Origin of the sequence: Chryseobacterium sp. GM_Chr_2 (assembly GCF_026540445.1) — a bacterium.
Classification (GTDB): Bacteria; Bacteroidota; Bacteroidia; order Flavobacteriales; family Weeksellaceae; genus Chryseobacterium.
The window spans coordinates 199,032-218,572 of record NZ_JALNUD010000005.1 but is presented as its reverse complement, the minus strand read 5'-3'; the positions used below and the strand labels follow the sequence as shown (position 1 = coordinate 218,572).

Sequence of the window (19,541 nt, the reverse complement as noted above, 5' to 3'; positions counted from 1 at the left end):
AGCGAAGTCAAATTACTTTGCTCCGCCTTTTTAGATTTTTAACTATTTTATTCTCCCGCGATAATGCTGTGAAGATTTTGTTTTAAGGTTTCCAAATGAGCTTTTTTCTCATCAATCGAATCAAAAGTATCTTTCAGCAAAGGATTATCTTTTGTAGGATTTTTAAAGAATGCCAAATTGTTTTCCAGTTTTACGATCTCAGCTTCAAGATCAGAAATCTGGTTTTTAATTTTTCTTGCCTTATCCGTTAACTGATTTTCAGATAAACCTTCTTCTTTAAGTTCTAATTCGTTGATTTTGTTTAATTTCAATTTCTCTCTCAACGTTTTGTTGAATTCAGAGTTAATTGAAATTTTATCTCTCGGTACTTTTCCGATATTATTCCATGCTGTTTTTATCGCTTCAATTCTTTCGATGCTTCCTTCTTCATTCGTAACGTTTTTCAAATCATCAAGAATCGCTTTTTTGTTCTTGTAATTTTCCTTCCAGTTATCGGTTGAAGTATTGCTTTTTTCTCTATAATTATTGAAGAAAGCGTTACATGCATCACGGAAATCGTCCCAGATTTTGTTCGTCATGCTTTTAGGAACATGCCCGATCTTTTTCCAGTCTTCCTGAAGTTTTTTGAACAACGGAACAGCAATATCCCATTCTTCATTAGCCTGATTATCCTGAGCAGTTTGAATTAATTTCAATTTTTCCTCAAGATTAGATTGCTGAGAGCCTTTTAAAGATTTATAATACGTATTTTTTGTTGTATTAAAGCTTCTTAGTGTTGTTTTAAAATCATTCCAGTTTTGGTTTGATAATTTTCTCGGAACACTTCCAGTTTTTAAAAACTCTGAACGAAGATCTTCCACTCTTCTGATCGAGTTTTGCCAATAATTATGATTTGGCGTTTCTGCAGGTTCAGATAATTTTTTGATTTCAGCGATAATTTGAGTCTTTTTCTCAAGATTAGCCGCTTGTTCAGTTTCAATAGCTGCAGAAAGTTCAGATTTTCTTTCGTGAATTTTGTTGGAAATTTCTTTAAATTCTTCCCAAGTTTTTTCACGGAATTCTTCTGCTACCGGCTCAGCTTCTTCCTTCCAAAGTTTATGAAGGTACTGAAGTTCATTTAATGCTTTTTGAATGACAGGCTCATGCTCAAGTTGCTTTGCACGCTCAATAATGTGCTGTCTTTTCTCAAGATTATGATTATATTCCTGCTCTAAGAATTCTTTATTTAGATCCAACATTTGATAAAACTGATTCAAATGATGGAAATAATTATTATTAAGAATTTTAAATTCAGACTTAGCCACTTGCCCCGCATTCGACCAATCTTCTTTTATTTCTCTGATAGATTTAAATAAATTGGTGCCTGGCTCTGAATTCGTATAAAGATTTTTAAGCCTTTCAATGATGGTTTGGCGATGCTCAAGATTCTTCTTTTGCTCTTCTTCCTGACCTTTTTGGTAAGTGTCGTTTTTCTCTTTGAAAATATTCACCAAAGCAGAAAATCTTGCCTGAGAAGGATGCTCATAACTGAAGTTTTCAGGAGCGTTTCCCGCATCTACATATTCATGTTTTTTGTCTTCCACTTCATCATGAATATAATGACTTGCTTTTTCTTTTAACAGATTGAATTTTTTGAAGTCTTCACCCGCATTTGGCGCGTTGATAATTTTCTCCATTTCCTTCAAAGCATCTGCTAAAGTGATTTCTACCTCTTCATGCTCTTCTTCGTGTTCAGCCTCTTCCTCGTGAAGTTTTTCATCGTTTGGAACCTCAGTTCCCGATGTTTCTTCTTGAGATACTTCGTTAGAATTTTTCATTTCTTCGTTTTCAGAAAGATTGTTTTCTGTAGTCATAGCAAATCGTTTATGTGAGTGGCATTAATATCTTTTAAATATAGCCAAAAAGCCAATTAAAGTACTAATTTATGTTATTTTTTTTGAAAATTCCAAATTTCCCAAGCTTTTTCTGCCTGTTGTTCCAGCATGTAATAGCCGTTTACCGTTTTGGCTCCTTTCTCAGAAGCATTGATGATAAATTGAGTATAATTCGGATTGTAAATTAAATCTATAATTAAATGATCCTTAGAAACTCCGTCAAAAGGAAAATTCAGACAATCTTCCACATTCGGGAAAGTGCCGACCGGAGTACATTGAATGATAACAGTATGTTCCTGAACGGTTTCTAAATCTAAATTTTCAAAATTGATTTCAGATTTTCTTGAAATGGTTTTTGAAGCAATTCCGTTTTTATCTAAAACATATTTTACAGCTTTTGCAGCGCCGCCATTTCCTAAAATTAATGCTTTTGTATGATGATCTTTTTTGTGGAGAAGTAATGTTTTCTCAAAACCAAAAGCATCTGTATTATAGCCTGTTTTTTTACCATTTTGAATTAAAACACAGTTTACAGCGCCTATTTTTTCTGCTTCATCGCTTAATTCATCCAGATAATCAATGATCTTTTCTTTATAAGGAATGGTAACATTAAAACCTAAAAGATCGGGTGTGGAAAATAAATTTTCAACCTCATGGATTTCGTTTAAATCAAAAATGTTGTAAGAAAAGCCTTTCAACATTAGTTTCTGAAATTTATCTTCAAAGTATTTTTTTGAGAAAGAATAGGAAATGTTTCTTCCTATCAAGCCTAATTTTTTATTGGAATCCATATGATCAAAAATAAAAAAAAGACCGATAAAAATCGGTCTTTCATATAAAATATTTTTTAACTTTTATTCTACGATGAATTTAGTAGAGAAGTTATCTGTTCTAAGAATGTAATTTCCTTTTAACAAACCTTTTAAATGAATTTTGTTTGATGTTTTAAAAGGATTTTCAATCGTCTGAATCAATTTTCCGGAAAGATCATAGATCTGAGCTTTAGAAATTTTGTTCAGGTTTTCTCCTTTTACAAACAATTCGTTGTTCTTAACAGGGTTCGGATAAATTGTAAATTGAGATTTATCTTTTGATGTTTCTGAAGTTGCTAATGCTCCTAAATAGCACGTCCATGAAAGGTCATCAATAGCAATTCTGTTGTCTGTAACAGAATTTTCAATTGAAATTACAACGTTTCCGCTTACATTAATATTGTTTATTGTAATTGGATTTGCTGGAGCTGCCGATGTGTAAGGAATTGTTCCAACGGTGTTACCATTTACTTTAACTGTTAAACTTCCTGCAGTACCCGTAAATTTCAATTGTGCTTTTACAGATAAACTTTGAATACCACCAGCAATTGTTGAGCTTGTTAAGCTACCATTTCTAATTGTAATTGCTTTTCCGTTAAGGGTTTGGTCAATTCTGGCATCCGTAGCTGTCCAAGTAATACTATTATTAGTCCATGTTCTTGTATCGTAAGCAGGAGTCGTTGGTGATGTAGGAATATTTGAAAAATCTTCAGTTCCACAGCTTCCGCCTACTGGTCCGTCGAGTGTTGTTTCTAGTGCATCATTACTTTGTGGAGAAGAATTTCCTGCTGCATCTTTAGCAATTACATGGAATGAATAAGTTGTAATCGGAGCTAATCCAGTAACAACAGTTGAAGTTCCTGAAACTGTAGCTTTCAATGTTCCGTTTGCATATACATCATAAGCGGTAACTCCAATATTATCTGTTGCAGCTGTCCAGCTTACAGCAATTGAATTTGAAGTTGGGTTGTTAGCAATCAGGTTGGTTGGAGCTGTTGGAGCTTCTGTGTCGGCAACTTGCGATCCCCAAATTAACTCTACAAATTCAGGATGATCAATAAATGGATTTTTATTAGCCTGATATGCAAATGTAGCATTGTTTCTTGAGATTTCGGCAGCAGAAACAGGATCCTGTGCATGCCAAGCACGTAGTTGTTCAAGCTCCCATGATTGTAATCCAGGGAATGCAGATGTTCCCAGCATATTACCTGTACCATTTGCAGAGGTAAATCCTGCAAGTTGGTTTTGATATCTTGTTACAAAATAAAAAATCATTCTTGCAACATCCCCTTTAAACTCATCAATAGGCTCGAATACGGTACCGCCGTATCCGGGAGACACAGATGCTCCTAACTTAGAACCGTTTAACGAAGTAAATGAAGATGTATTTACTTTACCAAAAGGATAGTTAGATCTCATTCCGTTTACTTTTCCGTCTGTAGCTCTTATGAAATTCACGTCAGCCACCATAGGCGATGCTTCATCAAATAAACTTTGAGGAACAATGTGTTCTCTATTGTAGCAATCGCCTTCTGCACCATAGTTTCCACATCTTTTAACGTTTAAGACATAGTTGTATGGATCTGCGGCAGTAGGATTTTCTGAATAAATGTCCAAGATAGTTCCATCATTTTCATAAAAATAATCTCTATCTGTTGTCTCAAAGGCTGTCCATAGACCATTATAAGTTTTAGTCTGATGACCATTTGTTATAATTTCATTTAATTTGTTTTTCAAATTAACACCTGATAATCCTGCTGTACCGTCATAATATGTGGCGGGTGCAGTTTGCGAGAATGCATTAAAAAATGCAAATAATAGGAAAAAGGGAAGTAGATTTCGTTTCATTTTTAAAAATTGGGACGCAAAGGTACCAAAAAATTAAAAAATCTTTATATTAATTTTTGGTAATGTAATCTTTACTGATTTTAGAAAAGAACCAAGAAATCGCGAAACCAAAGATGGATGCGGTAAGCGCAACAATAAAATAATTTTTACCCACAATTTTTACAGGGAAGGGTAATGCTTCATTTGCTCTGAAAAATTCTGTGTACAGTTGGAAATAGCAAAGTGCTGTTCCAAGAATTAAACCTGTGATAACTCCTAAAGTTACAATTAAAACTCCGGTATAGAAATACGTTCTTCGTAAATGACTCAACGGGAAACCTAATGAAATCAAAGATTTTGCCTGTTCTTTTTTATCAAGTTGTAAAATAATAATGGCTCCTGCCAAATTAAATGTCGTGATAAAAATAACTAAAGCAAAAATGAGATAAATAAATAGCTTTTCTGTATTAATCATTTTCCAGAAAGCCGCATTTTCTTCTTCTTTAGTCTTGATTTCTATATCTTTACCTAAAGACGAAATTAAATTTTGCTTTACCGAATCTGTATTTTCAGGATTTCTTAATTTTATAACAATTTGATAAGCTGATTTTTTGGGAAGATTTAATAATTCTTCCGACAGTTCAATAGGAGAGACGATATAATTGTCTAACTGATCATTTCCAGGGAAAATTCCCGTTACCAGAATGTCTTTTTTGTTGTAAATATCTTCCTCATTATTAATAATTCCTGTGCCTGGCTTAGGCATAAAAATCGTAGCATAATCTGTTGAAGAACCTACAGGAATTGATAACCTGTTGTCTAAAGAATTCTCCATTAAAACTTCGTTAGAATATTCGAAGCCGGGATAAGAACCATAGAAAACATTTTTATCAATAGGATTTACTTTAATATAAGCAGAATCTACCCCACGCAGGTAAGCAATATCACCTTTTCCGTTATAATTAATGTAAACTTTTTCTTCAATAACTCTTGAGAAATAGTTAATTTCCTTATTATTTTTTAAAACAGAGGTGATTTTAGGTAAATCTTTAATTGTTTTTCCGGAAGCGCTTTTGATCGTTAAATCTGCATGAAGATTAGAAATAAGGTCTTTATTTAAATCTTCCAATCCGGAAAAAACAGAAATAATAACGAACATTGCAGCAACGGCAACCGTCATCGCGCCAACCGCCAACCACGTAATAAACGTAACGGCAGTGCTTCCTTTCTTAGCTAAAAGGTATCTGGAAGCGATATAAAATGCAATGTTCTTCAAAATTTATAAAACAGGATTATCGCCTTCGCCTCTCAATTCTTTCTCCAATCTTTCCACATCATCAAGAGCGGTGTCTAGATAAAAATTAAGATTAGGAATTACACGAACCTGTTTCGCCATTTTCTGACCGATAAAATTTCTGTATTGAGCTTTATTTTCCTCAATTTCTTTCATTACAGCAGAACGGAATTCCTGCGGAAATATGCTTAAATAAATTTTGGCAATACCCAAATCTGCAGTTACCTTTACATCTGAAACCGATACTAAAATGCTCTGTTTGCTTTCTGCAGCCTGTTTGCGGAAAAGTTCTGCGAAATCTTCCTGTATAATCTGTGCTACTTTTCTTTGTCTGTTACTTTCCATAAGTTATGCAAATTTAGTATTTTTGTTTGAATTGATACTTTGAAATTTGGTGTCTGTATCAAATTTACGACTTAAATATTATTAAACTTTATGAAATTAGAACATATTGGTATTGCCGTTAAATCTTTAGGTGTCTCGGATGAACTTTTTGCGAAACTTTTAGGAAAAGAATCTTTCAAACAAGAGTCTGTGGAAAGGGAAGGGGTAATTACTTCATTTTATGCTGCCGGAGAAAGTAAAATTGAGCTGTTGGAAGCCAGTAAAGAAGAAAGTCCGATCTCAAAATTCATAGATAAAAAGGGAGAAGGTATCCATCATTTGGCTTTTGGCGTTGAAAATATCTTTGAGGAAGTGAAAAGACTGAAAAAAGAAGGATTTGAATTTATCTCTGAAGAACCTAAAGAAGGTGCTGATAACAAATTAGTTGTCTTCCTTCATCCCAAATCTACTAACGGCGTGCTGGTAGAACTTTGCCAAGAAAAGCAATAAAAAATTTTGTAGTAAAAGAAATTTTGCTATTTTTGCAATCACAAAATTTAACCAAGTTTTGAGGTCCTATAGCTCAGTTGGTTAGAGTCCCTGACTCATAATCAGGTTGTCCTTGGTTCGAGCCCAAGTGGGACCACTTTAAGCACTCTTTTGAGTGCTTTTTTTATTTCTATACTATAACTATACCGTAATTTAAATCTTCCACAAAAATTTAAATACAAAATTTCACTTAATTTTTTTTTTGTTAAATCTATGGTAAATTGTTGAATAGGAGTAATTTAAAAATATTTCCTTTTGTAGAGAATTTCAAGAAATATTTTTACATTTGTATCAACGCAAACACATTTATATGATGAAAACAATTGTTCCTAAGCATTTGGATCTGCCTTCGATGGTTCGTGAGGAAAGGCAGTATCACTACAATTTTACTAAAAAGAGCTTTAGCCAAGAAAAAGTATTTTCATTCGATTTTACTTTTATTCATAACGGGCAGACTAATGATGAGCCTAAAAGATCTGTTATAAAAATTAATCGAAATAATCTTTTAATAAATAAAGAAAAACCTGACGGAACGCTTATCAGCGAACTTTTGTATCATTCCTCTCAGGCTTTATTTCCTTTGAGATTATCTCTTAATTCTTATGGTTACCCTAAAAATATCTGTAATCATGCTGATATCGTTGAAAGATGGAAAAGCTTTATACCAAGATTCAAGCCTTATTATGAAGGTGAAAAAGCAATAAAACTGCTTAATCGCATTGGGAAAATATATCGAAATGAAGATTATCTGTTAGATAGTCTAAGAAAAGATGTCTTCTTTTCGGTTTATTTCTTTCCAATTTACGGAGATTATGGAGTAGGTAGGGTTACGAGTATTGAGGGTTACGAGTTTTGTTTTAATTCTGGGCAAAAGATCAAGTACACTTTGGATTTGGAAATTATAAATGAATTTACCGAGAATGGTAAAATCAAAATCATGGTTAAAGGCAAATCTAATGTGAAAGAAGATGATACCGTTTCAGGATATTTTTTATTGAATAAAGACCGAACGATTCATGAAATAAAAATGGATTTCTTCTTCGTTGATTATAATGAAGAAATTAACATTCAGATTTTTGAAACGAAAGAAATTGCGGAAAGAAAATCGGCTTTTAATGTCGTTTATGATGAAAAAGAAGAAAGCGAAAAGCTAATGAAGTCAAGAGGATTTTTCATAGAAGAAATTGAAAGTGATGATGTACCAAAACACAAATAACAATTATGAAAAAAGGATTTATTTACATTGTAAAAAAAGGGGAGACCTTAGAAAGTATTGCCGATGATTATGGGATTTCTGTGTATCAGTTAAGAAAATTCCACAACCTTTGGTGTGAAGATATTAATGACGGAATTGCTTATAAAGTTTGGGAAGGAAAAAAATTGACGGTAGAAAGGGAAATGCCTTCTAAAGAAGAAATTGATGCTCGAAAAGAGGAAGAATATCAGCAGGAAAAAGAGAAAAAAGAAGTACAAAAACAGAAAGAAGAGGAAACTCAACGTATTGAGCACGAAAATAAATTCTATGTCGTGGACGGTGCAAAATGTGTCTGCGATAAAGGCGCTGTTCCTGCTACTTTAAAGGTAACTTCTCATTCAAAAACTATTTTCAGCAGTCGTAATAATGATGAAAAGTTTGTGGGAACTTTAGAAGATGTTCAGTTCAAAGAAGGAAACAGCTGTTTTGGAAGTTGTACCGCTAAAAATAACAATCCCTGCGCTTTTGTTCCTGCCGGAAAATGGAAAAAACCTTATGAAAAAATGAAGATAGTGAACAAACAAGCTCTTTTGGAAATATCTTATCTAATGTGTTCGGTGGGTGGAAAAATTACGGTACAGCATCACGGACAAAGCGTGATCATGGGAAGCAATAATGTGCAGAAAGCAGATGCAGAGCTCATGAATCAAGTAATGCCCGGAATTAATTTTGAAGAGTTTCAGGGCGAATATGACGAAAACCAATATTATTTATAAATTAAATTATGGGTAAAATTTTAAGTGGAATAAAGGGAGAACGTTTCCCTTTGATTGGAAAACAAGCTCAGAAATATTCGGTGACTTTTGATGAGTCGGCAGATATTGGAACGATAAATGATGATGAAATTCTATGGCAGATATATGCTGCTAATGAATACGATAAATATGAGAAAGTGCCGTTTTCGGGACAGAAAAAAGGCAAATTGACAACCTATACGTTTTTCCAAAAATTATTAAATAAAAATCTACAACTCCAAGCGACATACAAAAATGAAACCGTAGAACTGCATATTACTCCGCAAGAGAACGGAGAAATAAAAATAATTGATGTATTTTTTCTGGATATAGAATATAAGATACGTGAAAAAGACAATCTGAAATATATGAATAGTGTGAATCTTCAAATTTACACGTTGAATATGTTGGATAAATATGTCGATTTTAAAATTTTTGGTACCTTAAATGGCACAGAAAAAGAGCTTTACAAAAGTGATCAACCGTTAAAAATTGAACAGAAAAACGGGATTGTAAAAACTAAGAAGTCTATTTTGCTAAGTCCCGCTATGTATATACAGACTCAGCAAGATCTATCTGCGAGTGTGCATTCTTACAGGATAAAAGTCTGGGAAACGGACAATGAAAACAATTTTTATGAGGAAGGCTTAACTGTAAAAAACGAGATGGGAAAAATGGAAGTCCCGCAGGATTCTCAAACGCCTGTGAAGACGGGGACTTCGGAACCTGTGAAGAAGAAAGAAGAGGAGAAGAAGAAAAATGCTTGTTCGGATGACTTTACTTTATCACAAATAAAAGAAGTATGGCCGTCAGCGAAAAATATTATTTGGGTACAAGGTATCGTTGATGAATTAAATAAATCATATGAAATAAAGGGCGAAAATAAAAAATTATATGAGATTTTTGAGTTAAATACTTGTCTTAAAAGAGCGCACTTTTTTGCTCAAGCATTTGTGGAAAGTAGTGCCGATTTATCGGGTGCATTTAACGGAGAGGGGCTTAATTATTCTGTAGAGGCATTAAGGTCTGGATATCCGTTTTCTGTTTTTAAAAACAATAAAAAATATTATGATTATGCTGATAATATTGGTAGAAAATCAGAAATAGATCCAATAACTAAAAAGAAAAAAATTGTTCATCCAGCTAATCAAGAAGAAATTGCTAATATTGCTTACAATGATAATAATAGAGGGGCTGGATACAAACTAGGTAACATTAAAGAAGGAGATGGCTGGAAATTTAGAGGAAGAGGATTGATGCAAATTACAGGAAGGAGTAACTATAAAAATATTCAGGAGATTATTGATAAGCGTTTACCAAATTCTAGCATTGATTTATCTCTCGGCAAATCGACATTTACTGCGAAAGAAGCCGTTTTTGCAGGATTGGGAGATTGGATTTTAAAAAATGCAAATATTTTAGCGGAAAATGGGGCAACACCTGAGATCGTAAATTCTATAACAGCTAAAATAAATTATAGTACAAAATCATACAAAGATAGAAGAGATGCTTTTATTAGAACAATTAAAATATTTAAAGATGAAAAATAATTTTAGTATAATCTTATTGTTTATGAGTATCCAGATTTATACTCAAAATCAAAAAGTAAAGGATTTTTTGAAAACAAATTATATAATTTCAGAACTCCATAATGATTTTAATAATGACGGGTTAAAGGATGATTTATATATTTTCGCAAGTAATACTGAAAAAGAAACAAAAGTAACTACTGAAGGCATGAATAAAAGGAAGTTGCTAATAATATTTAATCGGAATAACAACAATTCAGCTTATTATGAAAATGATAATATATTTCCTTGTAGAGAATGTACAGGGAAAAGTGATAATGATATTAGCGATTTAAAATTTGAGAAAAATATACTATCATATAAGACAATAATAGCTCCTTTTTCATCTAATAATTATTCTATAATAAATTTTAAGTTAAAATTTATTAATCAGAACTTTGAAATTTGCAATTATGAAGAAACTTATTATAAAGTCGGTGAAGATAATAATGCTATTATCAGGTTAGATAGTGGCGATATTCCTAAGATGAAATTTAATTATTATGATTGGGTAGCAAGTAAAAGTTGGGATGATTATATTTTAGTAACAAGCCAAAATGTTACAAAACTTAATGATTTTGCTTATAAGATTGAAAGCGTAAATCCATCTGTTTCAATAAATGTTCTTTTAAAGATTATTAAAAAATATCCAGAACGCGTAGTAGCTTATCTTAATTTAGCAGATGGCTATTGGGAAACTGGAGATAAATTAAAAGCCAAAGAAAACTATAAAAAGTACATTGCTTTAATGAAATCTCAGAACAAAGATTTGAAAAAAATACCGCAGCAAGTTTGGGAGAGAGTAAATTGATTTTATAAAAAATAAATGAGTGTAAAAACAAATAAATCGATATTGCTCAAAATCCTTTATTTATCATTTATATTGATAACAGGACATTTAAGTTATGCACAAAAAATTAACGATAATATTTCTATAAATGATTTTAAAAATCAAAAATATAAGCAAATTTTTCAGCAGAATTATAAGTTTGGTTTAAAAAATATTTCGATTCATATTCTTCAAAAGGATGAGAAAAGAAAACTTTTAATTTATGAAAACTCATCATCTTCAAAAAGAAATATCATTGTAAATAATGATGATGTCATTTATTCTAAATCATCCGAATGTTCTAACGATAGCTTTAATAAAATAGTTCAGAAAAACTTATATTTTACCATCGAACAGAACTTTTGTACTAATAGAAGAGGGCAATATCTACAAGAATATTTAACTTTCAAATATAATAGTAAAATCAGTAGCTTTTTACTTGATAAATATAGTTTCAACCTAGTAAACCATCTTCCTGCAGATGATTCGTTACCTCCTAAAAGCTATATTGAAGATAAATTTCCAACAGAAACTTATACGAGTAAAGATTTTGGAAAAATTGAACTGAATAATTTTAATGAAAATTCAATCAATGTTATTCGTGAGAAATATTTAGAAGATAAGTAAATTAAGAAAATATCCTAATTGTGTTGTTGTATACCTTAATCTTGCAGATAATTATTGGGCAATAAATAAGAAAGATTTAGCCAAAGAAAATTACAAAAAATATATTTCTTTAATGAAATCCCAAAACAAAGATTTGAAAAGAATACCACAGCAAGTTTGGGAGAGAACTAAATAAAGATGAAATATTTATTATTAATTACTGTCTTCTTTTTATTAAATTTTGAAAAAGACAATTCAGTTACAGGTTTATATAAAACCACCGAAGATAGTTTTTGTAATCCTAAAATGAGTATTAATATCAAAAAGAATCAGAAGGGTTATTATTTTACCATATACAGAAATAGAAAAAATATTACTAGCGGAAAACTCACTATTCGTATTAATGATAATCAAAAAAAAGTTTTAAAAATAAAGAATAGTATTGGAATATTGAGAAGTGACAGTATTATTATTATTATTATTATTCAAAATTCAGGAAATGAGATGAATCAATATAATAAATTCAAAAACTGTAGTGCAAAATATTTAATCTTTTTAAAAGAAAAATAGAGTTTTAATAGTAAGAAAATTTGAATATGAAAAAAATTGTCTTAATAATTGCCCTACTATTTTTTGCAAATATCTATTCTCAAGAGATTTATTTAGATTCAGATAATCTTGAAGATAAAATTATTTTAAAGGAAAATAATGTGGCTAGTATAAATATCAATAGAAAGAAGATTAATATTTTTTTAGATAAAATACCTTTAGATAAGTTGCATGATAGAACTGGGGATATAATTGATTTTGATATATTTTCAAATAAAAAAATGCAAATTATCATTTTGGGAAGCTGCTGTGTTGGCGTTACCGAAACAGCTTATTATGAGTATATTCCAAAAGTGGATAATTGGTTAATGTATAAAACGATATATTCGGAAATATCAGCAAATATGATATCAGATGTCTCTGTGAAATATTTTCCATATAACAGAAGTATTGATAATAAAATTTATCCTCCAAACACAAAGCTATTTAACTTAAATATTTCTAATTCAAGACAGACGAGCAATTTTATTTTCAATATTGAATATAAAAAGCTTCAAAAATCAAACAATTTGAAAAATTATAATTTTAAATATTCTATTCCTGAAATATGCGAATTGCTAGAAAATATTCCTATTAATGATGATAATGTAGATAAGTATAATAACTTAACATATTATCTTTCAAAAATAAATCAGGATAAGCAAATTTTAGCTGTATATATGTTTGAAAAAATTATTGAAAAGTTTCCGGAAAGAGTGGTAGCATATCTAAATATTGCTGATACTTATTGGGAACTTGAGGATAAGGATGCTGCCAAAGAAAACTATAAAAAATACATTGCTTTAATGAAATCTCAGAACAAGGATTTGAAAAGAATACCTCAGCAAGTTTGGGAGAGAACTAAATAAAAAATTAAAAAAATCCGAAGAAGAAAATCTCCGGATTTCAATAATCTTTCAAAAATTAAAGATATTTTTAGTCTATTAATTATTATTGTTCAGTCTTGTAATTCTGAAATATTTCGTATAATCTTCGGTTGCTTTTTTCAGAATTCCGGAGTTGCTTCCGTAGGCTGGGGCAGAAGTTCCGGGTTTTGTAATCACCATTTTAATCCTATCATTGGCGTTGAAACGCAATATCGTTCTCGGTAAAATAACCGTTTGAAGCTGATTAGAAGTTCCTATATCGTACGGCATGGCCGAACCCGCAACGGCCGTCCATGTAGAACCATTATTGGTAGATTTCATTACGGTAATTGCCACATAAGTGTAATTCGAATTGTCTGTCGTGACACTTCTTTGAGGATTAAAACTATAATTCGAAAGTATTCTGTAATTTCCTTCAGCTTTTATTCTGAAGGTATCGTTGGTGCTCAATAATTCAATATCGGCGGCGTTGTCAATAGAAATTTCATTAGAAGACCAGATCACGGGAACTTCATAACTTTCACTATTGTTGATGCCTGTTACTTGAGTGGCGGTAAAAGTCTGAGCCGTCGTAGACCTCATCACATATTGATTAGACTGTTTGAAAACCGTAATTTCAGACAATGCTGTAAATTTTTGCCATGCCGAGCTTTGCCAAAAATAAATGGAATTTGCTGCTACGGCATCAGTTCCGGTTCCGTTGGCGGTAAGGTTTACAATCATTAATCCGTTTGCCGGGTTGGCAATAGTAGTTACATCATTTCTTCCTGTTAAATTAAGTCTGGGTAAAAGAAATCCTTTATTGGTAGCAGAAACATCTAAAATAGCCGACGGATGTGGAGAAGTAGTTCCTATTCCCACTTGCCCGTAGCAGAATGTGCTTAAAAAGAAAAGGATATATGTGCTTGTATTGTAAATTTTCATGTCGTTTAAATTTTATCGATTCTTTTTAATTCAGTTTTTGGAATCTTAAAAGGCGAGAATAAGCCAATCCTGTGCCCGATTCAATATTTAGAACGCTTGTGGTAGATACCGTTCCGTGATTTACAGTCGATCCTTTCGCAATAACAGCACGTACAAGGTTATTGGCGTTGAGGTTTACGATAAATGGTGCAATCATGACAGATCTGTTTCTGTCTCCCGTTCCCACACCCCACGTAGAGATGGATTTTGAAATATTCGTCCATGTACTTCCGTTGTCTGTTGAAACTTGAACCATCAGATCTAGCGCAGCAATACAGTTAGCTTCCGTTGCCTGAGTTGTACACGTTGTAGAAACCCACGGATTGTAGCCAACGTATCCCGTAATTTCATATCTTCCGGATGATAATATTTTAAAATTATTATTAGCCAGCGAAACACGATTTCCTACATCTACGTTCATCGCTCCTGATGATGCAGAATTAAAAGTCACCACAGCACTTTGTCCGTTATTGAAGTTCGTTTTGTTAAGTTCTTGATTTCCCGTGTTTCCTACAATGAAAACTTGCGGATAAAGCTCGGTTTCAAAGGTTTGAGAAGTGGCAAGATCAATCCAGCTGGTTCCCGTCCAATAATAAAACGTATTTGCCATTATTAATGAATCAGATGCGGAATTTGTTGTGTTATAAACCAGCAAACCCACTGCCGGATTAGGAATGGTAACCACATCTGTTCTGTTTTGTAAAGCCACACGAGGAAGCAGCAATCCTTTTTTAGCATTACTGGCAAGAGAGCTTACGTCTACATCCAGCATGGCTGAAGGATTAGGGCTGCTGGTTCCAATTCCGACGCCCGGCCCGTTTGTATTTTGAGCCGAAATCATATTTGCGGTAAAGAGAAAGGCTGCCCAAATATTCTTCAGTAGAGTTTTTTTGTATTGTTTATTGTTGAATATCATAGTCTAAAAGGGTTAAGGTTAGGTTTTTTGATATCGGAGTTCTTGCTGAAGCCGTAATAGCCGGAAGCGGAGCGCTTGGATTGGTCGTAGGATTTTCCCCATGAATACTCGAAGTGTCACTTACATCAAACGGATTTTGAACAACCATTCTTAACGTTTGTCCCGCAGTAAGGTTAATGGGGGTTGAAATAAGCGTTGCCGTTTTCAGGAAGCTGTTGGTTCGTACACCCCAGGCAGTTCGGTTCCCGATAACATCCGTCCATGTAGCGCCATTATTGTTAGAAAGCTGAAGTTTAAGATTCAGAAAACAACCTCTTTGTGGTGAGCCGATGGAAGTACGATTCGGATTATAATTCACATATCCCGAAATTTCATAAAGTCCGGTAATGTTAATTTTAAACGTATTCCCGGTTTTTGTGGCAATATTTCCAGTGTTTACTGCAATATCAGAATCAGCAAACGAAACAGGAATTCCGCCATTGGCAGCGCTGGTAGAATTGATAGTGCTATACGTAAAGGTTTGACTTGAAGTAGCGTTTAAGCTAATGACTCTATAAGCCAAAAAGCTTTGTAAAACGGTAGTTACTCCAAAATCTACCCATTCTGTTCCGTTCCAGTAATAATAACGGTTAGGATAAACATCGTCCGGAAAAGTTCCGGCGGTTGAAAGATTATACACCAAAAGCCCTACGGCAGGTGATGGAATCGTTTGCACATCTCTCGAGCCGGTGAGGCTTACACGCGGTCCCAGAAAGCCTTTCTTATTCCCTGTTGGTAAGCTTCCCGTATTCACTTCCAAAATAGCGGATGGATGAACTTGTGGTGTTTGAATTCCAACTTGAGCATTTAGGTAAAGACTAAAACCTAATAATGAACTTGAGAAAAATAATTTACCCATAATTTAAATTTTACGATAATTGCTTTAATGGTAATTTGAATTTTGGTGGAAATGGTGCGTAAAAACTAGTCGAATGTATAAAATCATATAAGAAGCGGGGGGCTTCTTAACATAGCTTAACAGAAATTACCATTATTGATACTATCAATTATGATTATAGTTTAAATGGAATAATACTTGAAGTATTCAAAAATTTTCCTGATGTAGAAATGTTAATAAAAAGAAATTTTTTATAATCATTTCCAACCTTTTTTCACTTTCTCACATCTTTATCAATACAAACATTGTTCAACTAAAAACATAAGGATATGAGAAGTGTTTATATAAAACTATTGTTGTTTTTCCCTGTTTTGTGTTTGGCACAAATTCCGGTGATCGAAACTCCTGATAAAAAAGGTGGTTTTGAAAAAGATAAAAACGTTATTCTTCAAAGATTAAATATCGAAACCAAAATCACAGGCGGAATTTCCACCAATGTCGTAACGATGGTCTTTAAAAATAATTCTAAAAGAATAATGGAAGGTCGCGTGACGTTTCCGCTTCCGGAAGGGGTAAATGCAAGCGGTTATGCATTGGATATTAATGGTAAACTGCGAAATGCCGTTCCTGTAGAAAAAACGAAAGCAAAAGAAGTTTTTGAAACCATTGAAAAACGCAGAGTAGATCCGGGAATTCTGGAAAAAGTGGAAGGAAATAATTTTAGAACCCGAATTTACCCTATTAATCCCAATGGCGGCGAGAGAACTATTCAGGTAACGTATAATTACGAATTGAAAAAGTCAGGAAAAAATTATCAATATTTTTTACCGTTAAATTATTCGACTGAAATTCCTCAATTCAATGTTAAAACAACGGTTTACCAAAGTGCCAATGCTCCTGAGTTAATTGAAAAACCCGACGGTAGTTTTGATTTTATTAAAAAAGGAAATGTCTGGATGGCAGAAACTCATAAGGTGAATTATAAACCTTCTGAAAATTTAAGAATTAATTTTCCTCAGGACGAGGAAAGCCAAAATATTTTATTGCAGAAAGCTTCAAACGGTTCATCTTATTTTTTAGCTAGTATCGGCTTAAATGCTCAGGAAAAACCGAAAAAACTGACCAACAAATTAGCTATTGTTTGGGATAATTCTTTGAGCGGTTCTAAAAGAAATCATAGTAAAGAGTTCGAATTATTAAACGAATATTTTAAATCAAATAAAGATCTGTCCGTAAAAGTTTACTTTATTAACAACGCTTTTGAAGAAGGTAAAAACTTTATAATCAATGATGGAAACTGGTCGGAATTAAAAGCGTATTTGTCTCAGGTTGTTTACGATGGTGGTACAGATTTCGGGCAACTGAAATCCGTGAAAGAACGTGAGATTTTATTTTTTACGGACGGACTTTCTTCTTTTGGAGATTTAAAATTAAACTGGAAACAGCCTGTTTATACTATTTCGGCTTCCAATAATTCCAATTTTAGTCAATTGAAATTTATCAGCAATAAAACGGGCGGCGAATTTTTAAATATCAACGAAAACGAGCCGAAAAAAGAAGTGAGAAAACTATTGTTTCAGCCTTTACGATTTTTAGGAATTGAAGATAATACGGAAGTTACAGAGGTATATCCTTCTTTGCCGCAAGCCGTTTCGCAGGATTTTGTTTTAACAGGAATTTTGAAAGGTCAAAAAACGACGATACATTTAAAATTCGGGTATGGAAATGATGTTTCAGAAACAAAAACAATCGATTTAAATACAAATGAGCAAACGGTAAAAGATTGGGAAATCTCACAATTTTGGGCTCAGAAAAAGCTGAACGAGCTGGAAATTTTTGAAAAAGAAAATAAAAATGAGATTAAAGATCTCAGCCGACAATTCGGTGTGGTGAGCAATAATACAAGTTTGATGGTGTTGGAAGATATCGCAGATTATGTGCGCTATGAAATTACACCGCCTTCAGAATTACGCGCAGAATACGACCGATTGGTTAAAAATAATCGGGTTCAGAAAGATCAGAGAGTAAATGATTTGATGCAGAGAGCCGTAAATATAACGGCTAATCTTAAAAAATGGTGGGAAACAGATTTTGAAAACAAACCAAAATCTTATCCAAGAACGAGACGTTCCCAAAACGATACCATGAATCGAGAACTACAGATTGAAGAAGTGGTGATGGTAGGTTATGGGCAGGAAAAGAGAGTTGCTCCTCAGGCTTTGGCTTCAAATTCTGTACAGGCAGAGCAGGTGCTACAAGGCAGCGTGGCAGGATTGAATATCAGAAACAAAGACAAGAAAGTAGATGAGGTTTTAGTAGAAAGTGATATCATCAACAGCGGAAGAATTATCCTGGCTGATATTAAGTCTGATGCAGAATACATGAAATTTTTTGATAATGCTAAATCTTCTGAAGAAATTTATCAGTTATATCTTAATTATAGAAAAGATTACAAAGATTTACCGCGTTATTATTTTGATATTTCTCAATTGCTTTTCAAACAAAATGATAAAATTTTAGGCTTAAAAGTTTTGAGTTCAATCGCAGATCTTGACCTTGAAAATGAAGAATTATATAAATTATTGGCTTATAAATTGAAGCAGGCTGAGGTGTTTGACAAAGAGCTTTGGATCAGTCAAAAAGTATTGGAATGGCGACCTTTCGATCCTCAAAGCTACAGAGATTATGCTTTGGCTTTGGAAGATAACGGGCAATATCAGGCGGCTTTGGAGAATTTGTATAAAATTTTAAATCAATCCTATACAAGAGAATTGGCGGCTCGTGATTACGGAATTGAAGAAACGATTATCATGGAAATCAACGAATTGATCAGCCGTCATAGAAAAGATTTGAATCTGAAGAAAATCAATCCTAAAATTATGGCAGATCTTCCGGTAAACATTCGCGTGGTCATCAACTGGAATAAAGATAATACCGATATTGATCTTTGGGTAACCGACCCGAATAACGAACGTTGCATGTATTCTCACAAAGAAACGGCGATTGGCGGTAGGTTGAGTAATGATTTTACGGGAGGTTTTGGTCCTGAACAGTTTTTACTGAAAAAAGAAATCAAAGGAAAGTATAAAATTGAAACCAATTTTTATAATGAAAACCAAGTAAGCATTGCAGGGCCAACGGCGATTATGGCTGAGATTTATATCAATTATGCTAGCGGAAAACAGGAAAGAAAAGTAGTTGTTTTTCAGAATAAAAGTGAATCAGACACCCGAAATAGAGATGGTGTGCTCGTGGGCGAATTTGAATTTTAAGTTAGTGAAAGTAAGGGCAGAAATTTCTGCCCTTATTTTTTATGAATTGATATAAAATTAGAATTATTTCTATACAGCTTCGATTTCTTTCTACCTATAATTTTTCGTGAAGTGCCTGCAGAAGGGTATTTTTACAACACAAATATTGTTGGGTGTCATTCCGAGACAATACATGAGATTATTAGAGTTCGATTGTCGTACTTTTTATAATCCTTAATTTTTTAAGTTAGGTTTCAAGTCTGTTCATCGAGCAGGCTTTATTCTTTCTCTCATTTCCAATTTCCTTAAAATATTGTTAAATCCTTAGGCGGCAAGCTTATTTTTTACATTTAAATAAAATTTATGTTTATTTTTGGAATATTAACT

The 19,541-nt window shown here is 32.9% G+C and carries 17 protein-coding genes and 1 tRNA gene; 10 read left to right on the top strand and 8 right to left on the bottom strand.

What is annotated here, in order from left to right; translation table 11 throughout:
* Positions 1-47 precede the first annotated feature (47 nt).
* The 5 genes from OXQ85_RS10340 to rbfA all read right to left on the bottom strand — a co-directional run bounded on the left by OXQ85_RS10340 (position 48) and on the right by rbfA (position 6,152).
* Positions 48-1,853: a DUF349 domain-containing protein gene (locus OXQ85_RS10340; RefSeq protein ID WP_267404191.1), complete on the bottom strand. Its 1,806-nt coding sequence runs from the start codon at positions 1,851-1,853 to the stop codon at positions 48-50.
* A gap of 74 nt (positions 1,854-1,927) precedes the next feature.
* Positions 1,928-2,665 carry a shikimate dehydrogenase gene (locus OXQ85_RS10335; protein WP_267404190.1) on the bottom strand — a complete coding sequence of 246 codons (738 nt, stop codon included), beginning with the start codon at positions 2,663-2,665 and terminating at the stop codon, positions 1,928-1,930.
* 63 nt (positions 2,666-2,728) lie between these two features.
* Entirely contained in the window at positions 2,729-4,534 is a 1,806-nt protein-coding gene (locus OXQ85_RS10330; RefSeq protein WP_267404189.1) for an endonuclease, read from the bottom strand.
* Positions 4,535-4,583: 49 nt separating this feature from the next.
* Positions 4,584-5,789 carry an ABC transporter permease gene (locus OXQ85_RS10325; RefSeq protein ID WP_267404188.1) on the bottom strand — a complete coding sequence of 402 codons (1,206 nt, stop codon included), beginning with the start codon at positions 5,787-5,789 and terminating at the stop codon, positions 4,584-4,586.
* Positions 5,790-5,792: 3 nt separating this feature from the next.
* Entirely contained in the window at positions 5,793-6,152 is a 360-nt protein-coding gene (gene rbfA, locus OXQ85_RS10320; RefSeq protein WP_267404187.1) for a 30S ribosome-binding factor RbfA, read from the bottom strand.
* 90 nt (positions 6,153-6,242) lie between these two features.
* Between rbfA and mce the strand changes: the two genes are divergently transcribed.
* The 9 genes from mce to OXQ85_RS10275 all read left to right on the top strand — a co-directional run bounded on the left by mce (position 6,243) and on the right by OXQ85_RS10275 (position 13,129).
* Positions 6,243-6,641, top strand: coding sequence for a methylmalonyl-CoA epimerase (gene mce / locus OXQ85_RS10315; protein WP_267404186.1), 399 nt, complete (start codon positions 6,243-6,245; stop codon positions 6,639-6,641).
* Positions 6,642-6,703: 62 nt separating this feature from the next.
* Positions 6,704-6,777 (top strand) — tRNA-Ile (locus OXQ85_RS10310).
* Between the two features lie 213 nt (positions 6,778-6,990).
* The gene (locus OXQ85_RS10305; RefSeq protein ID WP_267404185.1) at positions 6,991-7,896 is read left to right on the top strand and encodes a hypothetical protein; all 906 of its coding nucleotides are present in this window, start codon (positions 6,991-6,993) and stop codon (positions 7,894-7,896) included.
* Positions 7,897-7,901: 5 nt separating this feature from the next.
* A complete protein-coding gene (locus OXQ85_RS10300; RefSeq protein ID WP_267404184.1) occupies positions 7,902-8,651 on the top strand; it encodes a PAAR-like protein in 750 nt (249 codons plus the stop codon).
* 8 nt (positions 8,652-8,659) lie between these two features.
* On the top strand, positions 8,660-10,219 hold the full coding sequence (locus tag OXQ85_RS10295) for a hypothetical protein (protein WP_267404183.1): 1,560 nt from the start codon (positions 8,660-8,662) through the stop codon (positions 10,217-10,219).
* Positions 10,209-11,048, top strand: coding sequence for a hypothetical protein (locus OXQ85_RS10290; RefSeq protein WP_267404182.1), 840 nt, complete (start codon positions 10,209-10,211; stop codon positions 11,046-11,048). Before OXQ85_RS10295 ends, OXQ85_RS10290 begins: the two co-directional genes overlap by 11 nt.
* A gap of 15 nt (positions 11,049-11,063) precedes the next feature.
* Complete coding sequence (locus tag OXQ85_RS10285; protein ID WP_267404181.1) at positions 11,064-11,693, top strand: hypothetical protein; 630 nt, start codon at positions 11,064-11,066, stop codon at positions 11,691-11,693.
* A gap of 177 nt (positions 11,694-11,870) precedes the next feature.
* Entirely contained in the window at positions 11,871-12,242 is a 372-nt protein-coding gene (locus tag OXQ85_RS10280; protein ID WP_267404180.1) for a hypothetical protein, read from the top strand.
* A gap of 26 nt (positions 12,243-12,268) precedes the next feature.
* Positions 12,269-13,129 carry a tetratricopeptide repeat protein gene (locus OXQ85_RS10275; RefSeq protein ID WP_267404179.1) on the top strand — a complete coding sequence of 287 codons (861 nt, stop codon included), beginning with the start codon at positions 12,269-12,271 and terminating at the stop codon, positions 13,127-13,129.
* A 75-nt stretch (positions 13,130-13,204) separates the two neighbouring features.
* Here the strand turns inward: OXQ85_RS10275 and OXQ85_RS10270 are convergent, their stop codons facing one another.
* The 3 genes from OXQ85_RS10270 to OXQ85_RS10260 are packed head-to-tail and all read right to left on the bottom strand — an operon-like array spanning position 13,205 to position 15,924.
* Positions 13,205-14,071, bottom strand: a complete 867-nt coding sequence (locus tag OXQ85_RS10270) for a hypothetical protein (protein ID WP_267404178.1) — start codon at positions 14,069-14,071, stop codon at positions 13,205-13,207.
* A 25-nt stretch (positions 14,072-14,096) separates the two neighbouring features.
* On the bottom strand, positions 14,097-15,026 hold the full coding sequence (locus OXQ85_RS10265) for a hypothetical protein (protein ID WP_267404177.1): 930 nt from the start codon (positions 15,024-15,026) through the stop codon (positions 14,097-14,099).
* A complete protein-coding gene (locus tag OXQ85_RS10260; protein ID WP_267404176.1) occupies positions 15,010-15,924 on the bottom strand; it encodes a hypothetical protein in 915 nt (304 codons plus the stop codon). The genes OXQ85_RS10265 and OXQ85_RS10260 overlap by 17 nt, the downstream gene beginning before the upstream one ends.
* Positions 15,925-16,232: 308 nt before the next feature.
* On the opposite strand from OXQ85_RS10260, the gene OXQ85_RS10255 reads away from it, so the two are divergent.
* Positions 16,233-19,175: a VIT domain-containing protein gene (locus OXQ85_RS10255; RefSeq protein ID WP_267404175.1), complete on the top strand. Its 2,943-nt coding sequence runs from the start codon at positions 16,233-16,235 to the stop codon at positions 19,173-19,175.
* The last annotated feature ends 366 nt before the right edge of the window (positions 19,176-19,541 follow it).

Coding starts and splice junctions, on each gene's coding strand:
- OXQ85_RS10340 (WP_267404191.1), bottom strand. CDS start 1,853: ATGACTACAGAAAACAATCTTTCTGAAAACGAAGAAATGAAAAATTCT.
- OXQ85_RS10335 (WP_267404190.1), bottom strand. CDS start 2,665: ATGGATTCCAATAAAAAATTAGGCTTGATAGGAAGAAACATTTCCTAT.
- OXQ85_RS10330 (WP_267404189.1), bottom strand. CDS start 4,534: ATGAAACGAAATCTACTTCCCTTTTTCCTATTATTTGCATTTTTTAAT.
- rbfA (WP_267404187.1), bottom strand. CDS start 6,152: ATGGAAAGTAACAGACAAAGAAAAGTAGCACAGATTATACAGGAAGAT.
- mce (WP_267404186.1), top strand. CDS start 6,243: ATGAAATTAGAACATATTGGTATTGCCGTTAAATCTTTAGGTGTCTCG.
- OXQ85_RS10305 (WP_267404185.1), top strand. CDS start 6,991: ATGATGAAAACAATTGTTCCTAAGCATTTGGATCTGCCTTCGATGGTT.
- OXQ85_RS10300 (WP_267404184.1), top strand. CDS start 7,902: ATGAAAAAAGGATTTATTTACATTGTAAAAAAAGGGGAGACCTTAGAA.
- OXQ85_RS10295 (WP_267404183.1), top strand. CDS start 8,660: ATGGGTAAAATTTTAAGTGGAATAAAGGGAGAACGTTTCCCTTTGATT.
- OXQ85_RS10290 (WP_267404182.1), top strand. CDS start 10,209: ATGAAAAATAATTTTAGTATAATCTTATTGTTTATGAGTATCCAGATT.
- OXQ85_RS10285 (WP_267404181.1), top strand. CDS start 11,064: ATGAGTGTAAAAACAAATAAATCGATATTGCTCAAAATCCTTTATTTA.
- OXQ85_RS10280 (WP_267404180.1), top strand. CDS start 11,871: ATGAAATATTTATTATTAATTACTGTCTTCTTTTTATTAAATTTTGAA.
- OXQ85_RS10275 (WP_267404179.1), top strand. CDS start 12,269: ATGAAAAAAATTGTCTTAATAATTGCCCTACTATTTTTTGCAAATATC.
- OXQ85_RS10270 (WP_267404178.1), bottom strand. CDS start 14,071: ATGAAAATTTACAATACAAGCACATATATCCTTTTCTTTTTAAGCACA.
- OXQ85_RS10265 (WP_267404177.1), bottom strand. CDS start 15,026: ATGATATTCAACAATAAACAATACAAAAAAACTCTACTGAAGAATATT.
- OXQ85_RS10260 (WP_267404176.1), bottom strand. CDS start 15,924: ATGGGTAAATTATTTTTCTCAAGTTCATTATTAGGTTTTAGTCTTTAC.
- OXQ85_RS10255 (WP_267404175.1), top strand. CDS start 16,233: ATGAGAAGTGTTTATATAAAACTATTGTTGTTTTTCCCTGTTTTGTGT.